Origin of the sequence: Pseudomonas sp. BF-R-24, assembly GCF_019947335.1 — a bacterium.
GTDB lineage: Bacteria > Pseudomonadota > Gammaproteobacteria > Pseudomonadales > Pseudomonadaceae > Aquipseudomonas > Aquipseudomonas jessenii.
Map to the genome: position 1 here is coordinate 36,071 of NZ_JAGYGG010000031.1, position 14,685 is coordinate 50,755.

14 protein-coding genes and 1 pseudogene are annotated in these 14,685 nt (G+C 60.9%); 7 read left to right on the forward strand and 8 right to left on the reverse strand.

Features of this window, described 5'->3' with window-relative positions; all coding sequences use genetic code 11:
* The first annotated feature begins 1 nt into the window (after position 1).
* Positions 2-1,180, forward strand: a complete 1,179-nt coding sequence (locus KGA98_RS21510; RefSeq protein ID WP_008055445.1) for a vWA domain-containing protein — start codon at positions 2-4, stop codon at positions 1,178-1,180.
* A gap of 103 nt (positions 1,181-1,283) precedes the next feature.
* Here KGA98_RS21510 and KGA98_RS21515 read toward each other — a convergent pair whose 3' ends face one another.
* From KGA98_RS21515 to KGA98_RS21530, 4 genes are all read right to left on the reverse strand, one after another.
* Entirely contained in the window at positions 1,284-2,210 is a 927-nt protein-coding gene (locus KGA98_RS21515) for a biotin-dependent carboxyltransferase family protein (RefSeq protein ID WP_223503702.1), read from the reverse strand.
* Entirely contained in the window at positions 2,207-2,911 is a 705-nt protein-coding gene (locus tag KGA98_RS21520) for a 5-oxoprolinase subunit B family protein (protein WP_102671280.1), read from the reverse strand. Before KGA98_RS21520 ends, KGA98_RS21515 begins: the two co-directional genes overlap by 4 nt.
* Entirely contained in the window at positions 2,908-3,660 is a 753-nt protein-coding gene (locus KGA98_RS21525; protein ID WP_057715992.1) for a 5-oxoprolinase subunit PxpA, read from the reverse strand. The genes KGA98_RS21520 and KGA98_RS21525 overlap by 4 nt, the downstream gene beginning before the upstream one ends.
* Before the next feature lie 73 nt (positions 3,661-3,733).
* A complete protein-coding gene (locus tag KGA98_RS21530) occupies positions 3,734-5,020 on the reverse strand; it encodes an MFS transporter (RefSeq protein WP_057715993.1) in 1,287 nt (428 codons plus the stop codon).
* A gap of 146 nt (positions 5,021-5,166) precedes the next feature.
* Between KGA98_RS21530 and KGA98_RS21535 the strand changes: the two genes are divergently transcribed.
* The 3 genes and pseudogenes from KGA98_RS21535 to KGA98_RS21545 all read left to right on the forward strand — a co-directional run bounded on the left by KGA98_RS21535 (position 5,167) and on the right by KGA98_RS21545 (position 8,746).
* Entirely contained in the window at positions 5,167-6,096 is a 930-nt protein-coding gene (locus KGA98_RS21535; RefSeq protein ID WP_218496908.1) for a LysR family transcriptional regulator, read from the forward strand.
* A 261-nt stretch (positions 6,097-6,357) separates the two neighbouring features.
* Positions 6,358-6,620, forward strand: a pseudogene (locus KGA98_RS21540) (MFS transporter); the annotation flags it as partial.
* 14 nt (positions 6,621-6,634) lie between these two features.
* Entirely contained in the window at positions 6,635-8,746 is a 2,112-nt protein-coding gene (locus tag KGA98_RS21545) for a TonB-dependent receptor (protein ID WP_223503705.1), read from the forward strand.
* A 44-nt stretch (positions 8,747-8,790) separates the two neighbouring features.
* Here KGA98_RS21545 and KGA98_RS21550 read toward each other — a convergent pair whose 3' ends face one another.
* From KGA98_RS21550 to KGA98_RS21560, 3 genes are read right to left on the reverse strand one after another with little or no spacing between them, the layout of a single operon-like run.
* A complete protein-coding gene (locus KGA98_RS21550) occupies positions 8,791-9,333 on the reverse strand; it encodes a DUF2937 family protein (protein ID WP_095945362.1) in 543 nt (180 codons plus the stop codon).
* Between the two features lie 11 nt (positions 9,334-9,344).
* Positions 9,345-10,121, reverse strand: coding sequence for a class II glutamine amidotransferase (locus tag KGA98_RS21555; RefSeq protein ID WP_090453698.1), 777 nt, complete (start codon positions 10,119-10,121; stop codon positions 9,345-9,347).
* 32 nt (positions 10,122-10,153) lie between these two features.
* Positions 10,154-10,651 carry an MFS transporter gene (locus KGA98_RS21560; RefSeq protein WP_223503707.1) on the reverse strand — a complete coding sequence of 166 codons (498 nt, stop codon included), beginning with the start codon at positions 10,649-10,651 and terminating at the stop codon, positions 10,154-10,156.
* Positions 10,652-10,866: 215 nt separating this feature from the next.
* Between KGA98_RS21560 and KGA98_RS21565 the strand changes: the two genes are divergently transcribed.
* On the forward strand, positions 10,867-12,921 hold the full coding sequence (locus KGA98_RS21565) for a S9 family peptidase (protein ID WP_223503709.1): 2,055 nt from the start codon (positions 10,867-10,869) through the stop codon (positions 12,919-12,921).
* A gap of 208 nt (positions 12,922-13,129) precedes the next feature.
* Positions 13,130-13,603, forward strand: a complete 474-nt coding sequence (locus KGA98_RS21570; protein ID WP_057715999.1) for a Crp/Fnr family transcriptional regulator — start codon at positions 13,130-13,132, stop codon at positions 13,601-13,603.
* Here the strand turns inward: KGA98_RS21570 and KGA98_RS21575 are convergent.
* Positions 13,600-13,890 carry a hypothetical protein gene (locus tag KGA98_RS21575; protein WP_057716000.1) on the reverse strand — a complete coding sequence of 97 codons (291 nt, stop codon included), beginning with the start codon at positions 13,888-13,890 and terminating at the stop codon, positions 13,600-13,602. The two genes, KGA98_RS21570 and KGA98_RS21575, sit on opposite strands and share 4 nt — an antisense overlap.
* Before the next feature lie 95 nt (positions 13,891-13,985).
* On the opposite strand from KGA98_RS21575, the gene KGA98_RS21580 reads away from it, so the two are divergent.
* Positions 13,986-14,672 (forward strand): spermidine synthase, encoded by a 687-nt coding sequence (locus tag KGA98_RS21580; protein ID WP_223503711.1) that lies wholly within the window; start codon positions 13,986-13,988, stop codon positions 14,670-14,672.
* Positions 14,673-14,685 lie beyond the last annotated feature (13 nt).

A 14,685-nucleotide genomic window follows, 5' to 3' on the forward strand; every position in this document is an offset into this window, starting at 1 on the left:
CATGTTGCTCAACCTGTTCAATGAAATGCGTGCAGCCAAGGTGCCGGTCTCGGTGCGTGAGCTGCTGGACCTGATCAACGCGCTGAAACAGCGCGTGACCTTCGCCGACATGGACGAGTTCTATTACCTGTCCCGGGCGATCCTGGTGAAGGACGAAAAGCATTTCGACAAGTTCGACCGGGCCTTCGGCGCCTACTTCAATGGCCTTGAAAAACTCGACGACCATTTGCAGGCCTTGATTCCCGAAGACTGGCTGCGCAAGGAATTCGAGCGTTCGCTGACCGACGAAGAGCGGGCGGCGATCCAGTCCCTGGGTGGCCTGGACAAGCTGATCGAAGAGTTCAAGAAACGTCTGGAAGAACAGAAGGAACGCCACGCCGGTGGCAACAAGTGGATCGGCACCGGTGGCACCAGCCCGTTCGGTTCCGGCGGTTTCAACCCGGAAGGCATTCGGGTCGGCGATGCCGGCAAGCGCCAGGGCAAGGCGGTCAAGGTCTGGGACCAGCGCGAATACAAGAACCTTGACGATTCGGTCGAACTGGGCACCCGCAACATCAAGGTCGCCCTGCGGCGCTTGCGCAAGTTTGCCCGACAGGGCGCGGCCGAAGAACTGGACATCGACGGCACCATCGACCATACCGCCAAGGATGCCGGCCTGCTGAACATCCAGATGCGGCCGGAGCGGCGTAACACCGTCAAGCTGTTGTTGCTGTTCGACATCGGCGGCTCGATGGACGCCCATGTGAAGATTTGCGAGGAGCTGTTCTCGGCCTGCAAGACCGAGTTCAAGCATCTGGAATACTTCTACTTCCACAACTTCATTTATGAATCCGTGTGGAAGAACAACATGCGCCGCACCTCCGAGCGTACTTCGACCATGGATCTGCTGCACAAGTACGGCGCCGACTACAAAGTGATCTTCATCGGTGACGCCGCCATGGCGCCCTATGAAATCACCCAGGCGGGCGGCAGCGTCGAGCACTGGAACGAAGAAGCCGGTTACGTGTGGATGCAGCGGTTCAAGGAGAAGTACAAGAAACTCATCTGGATCAACCCGTATCCGAAGGACACGTGGGGCTATACCTCTTCGACCAACATCGTGCGGGACTTGATTGAGGACCAGATGTATCCGCTGACCCTTCGCGGGTTGGAGGAAGGGATGCGGTTTCTGTCCAAGTAGAAATTCGTCGCCTGTGAAGGCCTCTTCGCGAGCAAGCCCGCTCCCACATTGGTTTTGTGTACGACAAAGATCCAATGTGGGAGCGGGCTTGCTCGCGAAGCTTTTAGCCTTTCAAAAAGCGCCGCAAATACTCGACCTGTTCTCGATGCGCCACATCCTGCACCACCGGCCGCAACCGCACCCGCGCCCCCGGCAGGCACTGCGCAAGCCGCGCCAGTGCCAACGGTGTCAACGCCCCCAATCGCGGATAACCACCGATGGTCTGTCGATCATTGAGCAACACAATCGGCTGCCCGTCAGGCGGCACTTGCACCGCCCCCAACGGAATACCTTCGGAAATCATCGGTTTGCCCTGGTACTGCAGCGCCGTGCCCAACAGGCGAATGCCCATCCGGTCGGCTCGGCTGTCAAGACTCCACACGCTGTTGAACGCATCGAACAGACTCTGCCCGCTGAACTCGCCAATCTGCGCACCAAGCACCAGATCCAGCAATGGCTCGCCGGTGAAATCCGGCACGCATTGGCTTGGCAACTCCCGCAGCAATACCAGCGAGTTCCCCGAGTAGCTCAAGGACGCGCCTTTACCCAGCGCATGGCCCATTCCGTCCAGGCCACCCAGTTCTTCACGGACCACCGTCGCGCTGCTGCCCAGCACTTTCGGTGCATCAAACCCACCCGGCGCCGCCAGATAGGCCCGGGCGCCGAGTAGCGGCCGGGTGAATTGCAAACGCTGACCTTTGTGCAACCTGAAACTGCGCCATGGCGCCAGCGCTTCGCCGTCCACCTGCGCGCCAAGATCCGCTCCGGCCAAGGCCAGCACGCAATCTTCCTCGGCCACGATGGTGAATCCGCCAAGGGTGATTTCGATTACCGGCGCATCCAGTCCGTTGCCCAACAGCCAGTTGGCCCAGGACATCGAACGCCAATCGGCGGCTCCGCCCTGGGTCACGCCCAGATGCCGCACGCCAAATCGACCGGCATCCTGCAACAGGCACAGCGCCGTACTCGCTTCAATGGTCAGACGGCTCATGCCTGGGCCTCCAGTGGCGTATCGTCACCGCCCAGGTTAATGAATTCGGCATGGCCGATTGCTTCAAACCGTACGGTGTCACCGGGTTGCATCAGGCTGTAGCCGTCACGGTTGCGATCGAACAATTTAGCCGGCGTGCGGCCGATCAGGTTCCAGCCCCCCGGCGACACCACCGGGTAGGCCGCCGTTTGCCGTTCGGCGATGCCGACACTGCCGGCGGCGACTTTCTTGCGGGGCGTGTTCAGACGCGGCGCGGCGAGCACCTCTTCCACCAGCCCCATGAAAGCGAAGCCCGGCGCAAAGCCCAGGGCAAACACCTGATATTCACGCTCGCAGTGACGACGGATCACCTCCTCCACCGCCAACCCGCTGCGTTGCGACAACAGGCTCAATTCCGGACCGACGCTCAAGTCGTACCACACCGGCAACACATGGCAGGTACCGCGCGTACGCGCATTGGGCGACAGATCGATCAGTGCCTGGGCAATCAACTCCCTGGCCTGGGCGGGACTCAGCGCGGTCAAGTCGTAATGCACCATCAAGGTGGTGTAGGACGGCACCAGATCAATCAGATGCCCGGCGAATGCCGTGCGCAGACTTTCACTGGCCGCCAGCATCCACGGCATGTTGGTTTCGGCAATTTCATCGAACAGGCGCACCATCAGGCAATCCAGCGCCACCACTTCCACCCGCAGCTTCATGACGCGCTCTGCCGGTTCAAGGCTTCACGGATGCGTTGCACGGCAGCGACCGAACTGGCGTTGTCGCCGTGCACGCAAAGAGTGTTGGCCTGCAAATGCAGGGCGCTGCCATCGCTGGCGGTGAGCGGATCGCCACGGGCAATGGTCAGCGCCTGCTCGATGATTTTTTCCGGATCGTGATGCACCGCTCCCGGCAGTTGTCGCGACACCAGCCTGCCGGCGCTGTCATAAGCGCGGTCGGCAAAAGCCTCGAACCACAGGGTCACGCCGTATTCATCGCCCAGTTGTTGGGCGGCGCTGTTGTCGCGGGTGGCCATCAACATCAACGGCAGGTTGCGATCATAGGACGCTACCGCTTGCAGCACCGCGCGCAGTTGTGCCGGGTTGGCCATCATGTCGTTGTACATCGCGCCATGGGGTTTGACGTAACTGACACGACCGCCCTGGGCCCGGCAGATGCCGTCGAGGGCGCCGATCTGGTAATGCAGAATGTCTTGAAGTTCCTGGGGGGCATAGGCCATGGAGCGGCGACCGAACCCCACCAGGTCCTGATAGGCCGGATGCGCGCCAACTTGCACACCGTGGCTGAGGGCCAGGCTGACGGTCTTGCGCATGATGCTCGGGTCGCCGGCGTGAAAACCGCAGGCGATGTTGGCGCAATCGATGAAGGGCATGATTTCCGCGTCCAGACCCATGGTCCAGCTGCCGAAACTCTCGCCGATGTCGCAGTTCAATAGCAGGCGGCTCACACTGAACACTCCTGTAGGCTTTATTCTTTTCAGCTGCGGGACATATCCGTAAGACAGCCCCGCAGGTTATCAGTTACTGGGCGTCGAGTTGCTTGCCACGGGTTTCCGGCAAACTCAAGGCCGCGAGGATCACCACGCCGTAGGAAACCGCCGCAAAGGCACCGATGCCTACACTCAGCGGCACGGTCTGGCTGAGCAGGCCAATCAACAGTGGAAACAACGCCGCCAGCGCCCGTCCGATGTTGTAGCAAAAACCCTGGCCCGAACCGCGAATGCGCGTGGGGAACAACTCGGTCAGGAATGCACCCATGCCACTGAAGATCCCGGAGGCAAAGAAGCCCAGCGGAAAGCCCAGCCACAGCATCACGCCGTTGCTGACCGGCAGTTGCGTGTACAGCAACACAATGGTGAACGAGCCGACGGCGAACAGGATGAAGTTCTTTTTACGTCCGAGGATGTCGGTCAAATAGGCGCTGATGACATAACCCACGTAGGACCCGACGATCACCATCGCCAGATAACCGCTGGTATTGAGTACGCTCAAACCACGCTCGTTCTTCAGGAAAGTCGGCAACCAGGACGTGATCGCGTAGTAGCCGCCCAGGGCGCCGGTGGTCAGCAACGAAGCGCGAATCGTGGTGAAGAGCATGCCGGGGGCGAAAATCTCGTAGAACTTCGACGGGTTGCTCGGCTCCTGCCTGGCTTTGGCTTCACGATAGATTTCCGGGTCCTTGACCAGGCGGCGGACGAAAATCACGAATATTGCCGGCACGATGCCGAGGATGAACAGCGCACGCCAGGCGTCTTCCGGTGGCAATACCGAGAACAGCAGCGCATACAGAATCGCGGTCAGCCCCCAACCCAGCGCCCAGCCGGACTGCACCATGCCCACGGCCTTGCCACGGTCCTTGGCTCGAATGACTTCACCGATCAGCACCGCGCCGGCCGTCCACTCGCCGCCGAAACCGAAGCCCATCAGGGTCCGTGCAATCAGCAGTTGCTCGTAGCTCTGGGCAAAGCCGCAGAGGAAGGTGAAGAAGGCAAACCACAACACAGTCAATTGCAAGGTGCGCACACGACCGATGCGGTCGGAGAGAATCCCCGCTACCCAGCCGCCGATGGCCGAAGCGATCAGCGTGCTGGTGTGAATCAGCCCGGCCTGGCCGGTGGTGATGCCCCACATGGCAATCAGGGTTGGCACCACAAAGCTGAGCATCTGGGTGTCCATGCCGTCCAGGCCATAGCCGATCTTGCAGCTCCAGAAGGTGCGGCGTTCCTGCTGATTGATGTTGCGATACCAGTCGAAAGGTCCCGGACGGGCCGAGGCTTTCGGAATGGCGGTGGTGTCGGGCGCACTCATGGCAAATCTCCGCGCTGATTTTATTGGTATTGTTCTGAGCCCCGACGACGCCTATCGTGGGAACCGGATGCGCCGATTTTTGGACGGGCGCCCCTGCTGCGTCCAACTAATAAAAACCCGCCTTAGACATAAGAAATCTTTATCCCATGAACCTGAAGTTTCTCGAGACCTTTGTCTGGGTCGCCCGACTCAAGAGTTTCCGCCTGACCGCCGACAAACTCTTCACCACTCAGGCCTCGATTTCCAGCCGCATCGCAGTGCTTGAAAGCGAGCTGGGGGTAAAGCTGTTTCTGCGGGATTCGCGCGGCGTGAGCCTGACGCCCGAAGGCCTCAAGGTGCTCGATTACGCCGAGCAGATGATGGACACCATGCAGGCGCTCAAACAGTCGATCGAGACCCGCTCGAGCAAGGCCGGACGGGTGCGCATCGGCGTGATGGACACGGTGATCCATACCTGGCTCAGCCCGTTGGTGGCGCAGATGACCGATCACTACCCGCTGGTGGAAATCGAACTGGTGGCCGATACCTCGCTCAACCTCTGCGATCAGCTGCAAAAAGGCTTTCTCGATGTGATCCTGCAAACCGACCTGCTGCGCCAGGAAAGCGTGCGCAGCCTGGAACTGGCCAGCCACCCCATGGGCTGGATCGTCGCCAGCAACTCGATCTACAACCGAAATTACACGAACGTCGCCGAACTGGCGCGTGAGCGGATTATCACTTACTCGAAAAACTCCCATCCGCATCAGGAAGTGCTGGCGCTGATGCAGGCCAATGGCGTCATGACACCGCGACTGAACTGCGTGAACTCGGTGTCGGCCATCACCCGTTTGTTGCGCGACGGCTTCGGCATCGGCGCATTGCCACCGGTGCTGGTGGCCGAGGAACTGGAGCGGGGGGAATTGACCTTGCTGGCCATCGATCAACGCCCGCCCAACCTGCAGGTGGTGGTGTCATGGCGGGTCGGCGCGGAGTGGGTCGAGGAGATTGTGACGTTGTGCCAGCACGTGGTGGAGCGGTATGCGCAGAAGGTAGGCGAGCACTACATGGTCTTGAGCAAACCCCTGGCCAGCCTCTGAAAAGGAGCGCCCCACAGCACAACAAGCAATTACTATCATTTGCATTAATATTTTGAAAATGTATTCTCTGCGCGCATTCAGCTAAACCACTGTCCAGAAGGAATCGGACTTGATGCGCGCTTTCACGCAAAGACAGCAGCAACTGCTCTCACACTGGAACGAAGCCTTCGGCACTCAGGCCTTCCAGTCTCGCCGCATCACCCCCGACCATTTGAGCTATGCACCGGCGCCCGCCGCGCTGCGCCGCTTCCAGCGTCTGATCCCGCTTACATCTTGCGTCTCATCGAGAGCGTTGCCTGGCTCTGCGCCTTGACACTGGCGGCCACGGCACTGGCTTACGAATGGCTGGGGGTTCTCGTCTCCGGGGCATCTGGCAAGGCGCACTGTCCCCCATCACCTAGGCACTGATCGCCAACACCGTGTTTTCAAGCCAGCAGGGTTTTGCCCTCGGGATCCGCCGGGTGCGCTCATTCACCTCCACATCCGCCCCCGCAAATTTGCCTAGCCACACTTATCACGACTAAAAAAAGACCACCTCATGACCCGAACCAAACTTTCCTTGCTGATTCCGCTGCTCGGCTCCGTCAGCGTCCAGACCTGGGCCGAGGACAGCGATCAGCAACCCGGCACATTGAACATGCAAGCCACCGTCGTTTCCGCGACTCGCAGCGAAGCGAGCATTGCCTCGATTCCTGGCTCGGTCCAGGTGATCGACGAGCAACAGATCCGCGAGCAGAGTGGCGCAGGGCGTCGGGTCTCCGACATTCTGGGGCAACTGGTTCCCGGCCTGGCGCCGTCCAGCGGCGGGATGAGCAACTTCGGCCAGACCCTGCGCGGGCGCAACATGCTGGTGTTGATCGACGGCGTGTCGCAGAACGCCACGCGTGACAACTTCCGCCAGCTCAACAGCATCGCGCCGGCCAGTATCGAACGCATCGAGGTGGTTTCCGGCGCCAGCAGCATTTACGGTGCCGGTGCCTCAGGCGGCATCATCAACATCATCACCAAGCGCAATCAGGGTCAGGACCTTGCCTACAGCAGCAAACTGGGCCTGACCAGCGGCAACAACCTCAACAGCAAGGGTTTCGCCTACGAGGCCTTTCAGAGTGCGACCGGGCGCAAGGATGCCCTGGACTGGTACGTGTCCGCCGACCTGACCCAGCGCAACGATCAGTACGACGGCAACGGCAACCGCATCCCTCAGGACACATCCCAGGGCAGCAACATGGACACCGAAACCTATGACCTGCAAGGTCGTTTCGGTTACGAACTGGATGCAGACAAAAAACTCAGCCTGTCGCTGCAGGACTACAAGGACCAGCAGGACACCGGCTACACCAAAGACCCGAAAAACTCGCAGCAAGCCGTGGCGGTCCAAGGGCTGAAACTTGATGACCAACCCTATACCCATAACCAGGCGGCCAACCTCAACTACACCGACAACGACTTCTACGGCCAGGGCCTGCAACTGGAAAGTTACTGGCGCCGGGTCGACGCGTTGTTCTTCCCGGACCTGTCGCGAGGCAAGGCCGGGATCGCCGACAATAACAGCGTGCAGGATGTCTACGGCCTGCGTGCGGCCATCGACACGCCGTTGCCGGCCATCGGCAGCGCCACAGGCAACCTGGTCTGGGGCGCCGACTATGATCACGAACGCTCCCGCCAACGCGGTGACCAATACACCCTCAAAGGGCTGACCTACACCAAGACCGGCACCACCTACGAGATGGGCCCGGATATCGAAACCACCACCAAGGCGCTGTTCGGGCAGATGTCCTGGGATATCGGAGACTGGACCCTGCGTGGCGGTGTGCGCCGCGAATGGATCGAAAGCGAGGTCTCCGACAGCATCGCCTACGGTCAGATCGTGCAGACCGGCGTACGCGCCATCCTGCCCGGTGACACCCTCAAATACGACGCCACGCTCTATAACCTGGGCGCGGTCTATCACCTGAGTGAACATCAGGACGTCTTCGCCAATTACAGCCAGGGCTTTTCGCTGCCGGACATCCAGCGCTTCCTGCGTGACGTGAGCAGCACCTTCGACATCCAGAGCCTCAACGCCCAGGCCATCAAGGTCGACAGCTATGAGCTGGGCTGGCGCGGTGACTGGGACCGGTGGCAAGCCGACGTTACCGTCTATGAAAACACCTCGGACGTGACCCAGTTCTACGATGCCAATAGCCGTGTCTTGCGTCTGATCAATCAGAAGGAGCGGGTTCGCGGCATCGAAAACAGCCTGACCTACCGCGCAACCGATCACTGGTCGGTGGGTGGTACCTATGCCTGGGCCAAGGGCGAGACCCAGCAGAACGGGAAATGGATCGATCTGCCGGCAACACGCATTTCACCGGCCAAAACCACGCTGTTCGTCGGCTACACCGAAGACGACTACAGCCTGCGTCTGCAAGGCATGCACCTGTCCAGTTACGACGCTGCGGCCAAGGACAACAACGGGCGCGACATCGAAGGCTATACGCTGGTGGACCTGCTCGGCTCCGTGTACTTGCCGGTCGGTCGCCTGGAAGGCGGGGTGTACAACCTGACCAACCGCACGTACGTCAACCTGTTCGCCCAGGCCAACGCCAAAGCGCCATACCCCAACGCCGAAGGCCGTACCTTGAGCATGAGCTATTCGATAGATTGGTAATCAACCGAGGAGCCGGCTTGCCGGCTCCTTGACGTTCGACGGGGTTACAAACCGCGCAAATCCCGCTCTTCGATCGGCCGGCTCTGGCGCAGACGCTTGCCGCCCAGTACCACCCAGTCGATCAGTCGGAACAGGCACTCGATCCCGAACGACAGCAGCAAGGCGCCGCTCATGCCCCAGACCATCGCTTCGGGCGTCAACAGGATCTGGTAGCTGTAGCCATTCCAGGTTTCCTTGCGGATATCCGGATCGGCGGCCAGCACCACTTGCAGGAAGCGGATGTACCACGGGCCCTGCATCGCCTGGAATTGCTTGTCCAGCGCCACCTGACGGGTCAGCAGGTTGCCCAGGCTGTCGGCGTCGCTGCGAAAGATCGGGTCTTCGCTGGCGCGGTAATGCGCGACCAGAGCCTGCATGTCACCCTTGAAGAACTGATTGGCGGTGTTCTGGAAGCCGCTCAGACTGGCCTGCGCCTCGATCAGGTGCGCCTCGACCCGTTTGGCGTAATCGCTGATGAAGCCCGGTACCTGGACACCGATCAACAGGCCCGCCGCAAACAACACCAGCCGTAGATAACTGAGCAACATGCAAGGAGTCCTTATTCGGTCTGGCCCTGGCTGACGCATTCGCCGCGTCGCCACAGGCTCCATTGACCCGGTTCGTAACGGGTCCAGGTTTCGTTTTCGGTCAGGGGTTCGGTGGCAATGACGGTCACCACATCGTTAGGCGTGGTTTCGGCCTGAAAGTCGACGATCACGTCGACATCTTTCAAGCGCGCCGGGCCAAACGGTGCACGACGGGTGATTTGCGCCAGCTTGGTCGAGCAATAGCAGAACAGCCAGTCACCGTCGCTGAGCAGGCAGTTGAACACGCCTTTGCTGCGGTATTCGGCGCACGCTGCCACCAGGTCAGGCAGCAGCTCTTCGACCTCGACCGGCTCGGGGAACGCCGCACGCACACGGTTGAGCAAATCGCAGAAAGCCGCTTCGCTGTCGGTATCGCCGACCGGGCGATAGAAACTGGCCACTGGCTGGAAGTCCGCCAACTGGCCGTTATGGGCGAAACACCAGTTGCGCCCCCACAGCTCACGGACGAACGGATGCGTGTTGGACAGGGAGACCTTGCCGACGTTGGCCTGGCGGATGTGCCCGATCACCACTTCGCTCTTGATCGGATAGCGCTGCACCAGGTTCGCGACCTCCGACTCGCAGCTCGCCGCCGGGTCCTGGAACAGCCGCAGTCCACGGCCTTCATAGAAGGCAATGCCCCAGCCATCGCGGTGCGGGCCGGTGCGTCCGCCGCGCTGCATCAGCCCGGTGAAGCTGAACACGATATCGGTCGGGACATTGGCGCTCATGCCCAATAACTCACACATGCTCGGACTCTCGCTCAATCGCAGGGGCAAGGTTACAGACGGGGTTCGACTCGCATCCGCTGAGGGCTGCTCGGCACGGGCGGACGACCGTAACGATCATCGCCGGCACCGCCGAACGGTTGATCGTCCTCGGGCTCGTCGGCACGGACGGCGGCTTTGGCGGCGGCAGCCTGTTCCCTGCGGGCATTGGAGGCGCGCTCGATGGGGAAACGGATCGCCACCAGCACCAGATAGAAGCCGAACGCGATCATGCCGTACATGAACAGATCGGAAATCGCCCGCCAGGCGTTGTTGCCGACCTTGAACAGCAGGTCGAGCGCGGTAATGGCGAGAGCCGGTGCGACTTTGTCCTTGACCGGGTCGATGATGGTCGGGCTGAACAGCAGCACGAACATCGCCAGCCGTAGCGGCTCACGCAGCCAACGCCACATCCAGCGGGTCAAGCGCATCCACACCAACAGGCAGCCCAAAGCGGCGAAGGCGTAGAGGCCCCAAGCGATCAGATAGTCGTTCTCGGTCATGGTGTCCATGGCAAGGCAGGCAAAGAGGCGCTTATGATAACGGCTTTTCGCCCATCAGGCTGCATCAATGCCTGACTGTTGGGCGCTATCCATGTGGGAGCGGGCTTGCTCGCGAATGCGGCTTATCATTCAACAATGATATTGACTGACCCAACGCCTTCGCGAGCAAGCCCGCTCCCACAGGTTGCCAAGCCCCTATTCCGTACACTGCTCGAGAGCCCTTCATGCCCCTATCCGCCAACATTCACGACGCTCCGATTGCCCACAAGGCTGAAGGCTCCGACCCGTATGCCTGGCTGCAAGAGCGCGACACCGAGGCAGTGCTCGACTACCTGAAAGCCGAAAACAGCTATCAGCAAGCGCAAACCGCCGACCAGGCCGCATTGCGCGAAACCCTGTTCCAAGAGATCAAGGGGCGGATTCTCGAGACCGATCTGTCCCTGCCCTCGCCGTGGGGCCCCTATCTGTATTACACCCGCACCACGGCAGGCGATGAGTACGCCAGGCACTACCGCTGCCCGCGTCCGGCCGATGACAGCCTGACCCTCGACGAAAGCCGCGAACAACTGCTGCTGGACCCCAACGAACTGGCCAAGGGTGGTTTCTTTTCGCTCGGGGCGTTCAGTATCAGCCCGGACCACCAGCGTCTGGCCTACAGCATCGACTCCAGCGGCGAGGAGATTTACACGCTGTTCGTGAAGGAATTGTCCGACGGCCGTGTCAGCGAGCTGGAATTCCAGGACTGCGACGGCAGCATGACCTGGGCCAACGATAGCCTGACGCTATTCTTTGGCGAACTGGATGACACCCATCGTCCGCACAAGCTGTATCGCTATCGACTGGACGGCACGGCGGCCGAAGAAGTGTTCCATGAGCCGGACGGGCGCTTCTTCATGCATTGCTACCGTTCAAGCTCCGAGCAGCAATTGCTGCTGTCCGTGGGCAGCAAGACCACCAGCGAAGCCTGGGTGCTTGACGCCAACCAACCGCAGCACGCCTTTGCCTGCATCGCGCCACGGGTCGAGGAGCATGAGTACGACGTCGACCACGGCGTACTCGACGGTCAATGGACCTGGTTCATTCGCAGCAACCGTGACGGCATCAATTTCGCCTTGTACACGGCCGTCGATACCGGCGCCGCGCCCACCGAAGCCGACTGGCAGAACCTGATCCCCCACAGCGACACGGTGATGATCGACGGCATCAGCCTTAACACCGGGGCCATGACCCTGAGCCTGCGGGTTGGCGGCTTGCCGGTCATTGAAGTTCACCCACAAAGCCTGGCGCCTTATCGTGTGCAACTGCCGGATGCGGCCTACAGCCTGCACGTGCAAAACAGCCTGGAGTTCGAAAGCAACCGGATTCGCCTGCGCTACGAAGCGTTGAACCGTCCGGCGCAAATCCGTCAGCTTGAACTGGCGACCGGCGAGCAGAAAGTCCTCAAGCAAACCCCGGTGCTCGGCCCGTTCGATGCCGACGCCTACGTCAGCCAACGCCTGTGGGCCACTGCGCCGGACGGCACGCAAGTGCCCATCAGCCTGGTGATCAAGCGCGCAGACCTGGGCAAACCCGTGCCGCTGTACCTCTACGGCTATGGTGCCTACGGCGAAAGCCTCGACCCGTGGTTTTCCCACGCGCGCCTGAGTCTGCTGGATCGCGGCATGGCGTTTGCCATTGCCCACGTGCGTGGCGGCGGCGAACTGGGGGAAGCCTGGTATCGCGCCGGCAAGCAGGAGCACAAGCACAACACCTTCAGCGACTTTATCGCCTGCGCTGAACACCTGATCGCCCAAGGCTTCACCACTGCACCGCAGTTGGCTATCAGTGGCGGCAGCGCCGGTGGCTTGCTGATCGGCGCGGTGCTCAACCAACGGCCGGAGCTGTTTGGCGCCGCCATCGCCGAAGTGCCGTTCGTCGACGTACTCAACACCATGCTCGACCCTGATCTGCCATTGACCGTGACGGAGTACGACGAGTGGGGCAACCCTGAAGAGCCGGACGTCCATGATCGGATCAAGGCCTACGCCCCGTATGAAAATGTCACCGCGCAAGCTTATCCGGCAACCCTGGTGATCGCCGGTTACAACGACAGCCGCGTGCAGTATTGGGAAGCAGCCAAGTGGGTGGCGAAATTGCGCGCGACCAAGACCGACAGCAATCCCCTGCTGCTCAAGACTGAATTGGGTGCCGGGCATGGCGGGATGAGCGGGCGATACCAGGGATTGCGTGACGTAGCACTCGAATATGCATTTTTGTTCAAGGTTTTGGGCATGGCCTGAGGAACCTGGCGCGGTGTGCCGGTCTTAATTGCGTACACCGGCAGCCGATACAACACAAAACCCCTGTGGGAGCGGGCTTGCTCGCGAAGGCGGTGTGTCAGTCAACATCTCTGCTGAATGTTACGGCCCCTTCGCGAGCAAGCCCGCTCCCACAAGGGATTTGCGGTGAATTCAAGTCAGCAACAATCACAAAAAAGACCGTGACGACATGTCTGAACCAACCTTTCTGAACAACGAAATTCGCGACTGGCTGATGGATTGCGGCCTGTTCAATCAACTGCAGCCAGCCGACTTCGCCGCGGCTTCGGGCTACTTCAGTATCAGCACCATTGCCCAGGGCGAGGAAATTTTCCAGGAGGGCGATGCCGGCAGTTTCATGTGCATCATCCATACCGGTCAGGTGGCGGTGCAGAAAACCAACGCTGACGGGCAGCGAGTCACCATCGCCACGTTGCGCAGCGGCCGCTCGTTCGGTGAAATGGCCGTGCTCGACGGCGAACGGCGCTCGGCCAGTTGCGTGGCCGCAAGCAACTGCCAGTTGCTCAACCTGGGCAAGGACTCGCTGGAAAAGATGCTCAACGACGCACCGAAAATCGCCGCCAAGATCATCCGCGCCCTCGCCGTGTCCCTCTCCAAACGCTTGCGCATGGCCGACGGTCAACTGCTTTCGCAGCAGGTCTAGCCGCCCGGCGATTTGGTTTTCGGCGGATTGGGCTCCAGGCCCGGTATCGGCTGGTCCTTGATCGGCGGGCTGGGCATTTCAATCGGCACCAACGGCGGACCGCTACTGCCGGGGCCGACTTTAGGCAAAGGCGCCGGGCTGATTTGCGGGTACGGCGTGGGCGTCGCGGTGCCGGGCGAACCGGGTATCGGCGCGGGGCTTACGGGAATCGATTGCAGCTGTTGCGCCTGCACTGCAGTTATCGAGAGCGCGGCCAGGGCAATGACCGTTAGAATGGTGCGCTTCATCAATGGCTCCGTTGGCCTTGTCGTCATAAACAGGCTACTCCCAACTGCGTCTGTTTGCCCTCCCGAGTTCTGCCAATTTTCTTCAAGTGAGCCCCATGAAACGTTTCGTTCTGCTGGACACCACCCCCATCCCTGAAAACGGCGGCGCCCTGTGCCTGTTCGAATACGGCGAGGATTTTGTCATCAAAATCCAGGGCGGCGACGGCGGACAATTGATGAACACGCGCATGCACGGCTCCGAAGATGCCCTGGCCGAGATCCCGTGTCGCAAGGTCGCCGGCCGACCGGGTTCACGGGTGCTCATCGGCGGCCTGGGCATGGGTTTCACCCTCGCTTCGGCGCTCAGGCACCTGGGCAAGACTGCCGAAGTGGTGGTCGCTGAATTAGTGCCTGGCGTCGTGGAGTGGAATCGCGGGCCACTCGGCGAGAAAGCCGGAAACCCGCTTCAAGACCCGCGGACCGTGATTCGCATGGAAGACGTGGCCAAAGTCCTGCAGGCCGAGCCCCAGGGTTTCGATGCCATCATGCTCGACGTCGACAACGGTCCCGAAGGCCTGACTCAGAAAGCCAACAGCTGGCTTTACTCCGCCGCAGGCCTCAGTGCCTGCGCCAAGGCCCTGAGACCAAAAGGCGTGTTGGCCGTCTGGTCGGCCAGCGCTGACCGGCAGTTTTCCAACAAACTGAAAAAGGCGGGTTTCAAGGCCGAGGAAGTGCAGGTCTTCGCCCACGGCAACAAGGGCACCCGCCACACCATCTGGATTGCCGAGAAGCTCAAGGGCTAGGCTAAACTTCACC

Excerpts from the sequence above, each read along its gene's own strand:
- KGA98_RS21510 (WP_008055445.1), top strand. The coding sequence starts at position 2 with ATGTTGCTCAACCTGTTCAATGAAATGCGTGCAGCCAAGGTGCCGGTC.
- KGA98_RS21515 (WP_223503702.1), bottom strand. The coding sequence starts at position 2,210 with ATGAGCCGTCTGACCATTGAAGCGAGTACGGCGCTGTGCCTGTTGCAG.
- KGA98_RS21520 (WP_102671280.1), bottom strand. The coding sequence starts at position 2,911 with ATGAAGCTGCGGGTGGAAGTGGTGGCGCTGGATTGCCTGATGGTGCGC.
- KGA98_RS21530 (WP_057715993.1), bottom strand. The coding sequence starts at position 5,020 with ATGAGTGCGCCCGACACCACCGCCATTCCGAAAGCCTCGGCCCGTCCG.
- KGA98_RS21535 (WP_218496908.1), top strand. The coding sequence starts at position 5,167 with ATGAACCTGAAGTTTCTCGAGACCTTTGTCTGGGTCGCCCGACTCAAG.
- KGA98_RS21545 (WP_223503705.1), top strand. The coding sequence starts at position 6,635 with ATGACCCGAACCAAACTTTCCTTGCTGATTCCGCTGCTCGGCTCCGTC.
- KGA98_RS21550 (WP_095945362.1), bottom strand. The coding sequence starts at position 9,333 with ATGTTGCTCAGTTATCTACGGCTGGTGTTGTTTGCGGCGGGCCTGTTG.
- KGA98_RS21555 (WP_090453698.1), bottom strand. The coding sequence starts at position 10,121 with ATGTGTGAGTTATTGGGCATGAGCGCCAATGTCCCGACCGATATCGTG.
- KGA98_RS21560 (WP_223503707.1), bottom strand. The coding sequence starts at position 10,651 with ATGGACACCATGACCGAGAACGACTATCTGATCGCTTGGGGCCTCTAC.
- KGA98_RS21565 (WP_223503709.1), top strand. The coding sequence starts at position 10,867 with ATGCCCCTATCCGCCAACATTCACGACGCTCCGATTGCCCACAAGGCT.
- KGA98_RS21570 (WP_057715999.1), top strand. The coding sequence starts at position 13,130 with ATGTCTGAACCAACCTTTCTGAACAACGAAATTCGCGACTGGCTGATG.
- KGA98_RS21575 (WP_057716000.1), bottom strand. The coding sequence starts at position 13,890 with ATGAAGCGCACCATTCTAACGGTCATTGCCCTGGCCGCGCTCTCGATA.
- KGA98_RS21580 (WP_223503711.1), top strand. The coding sequence starts at position 13,986 with ATGAAACGTTTCGTTCTGCTGGACACCACCCCCATCCCTGAAAACGGC.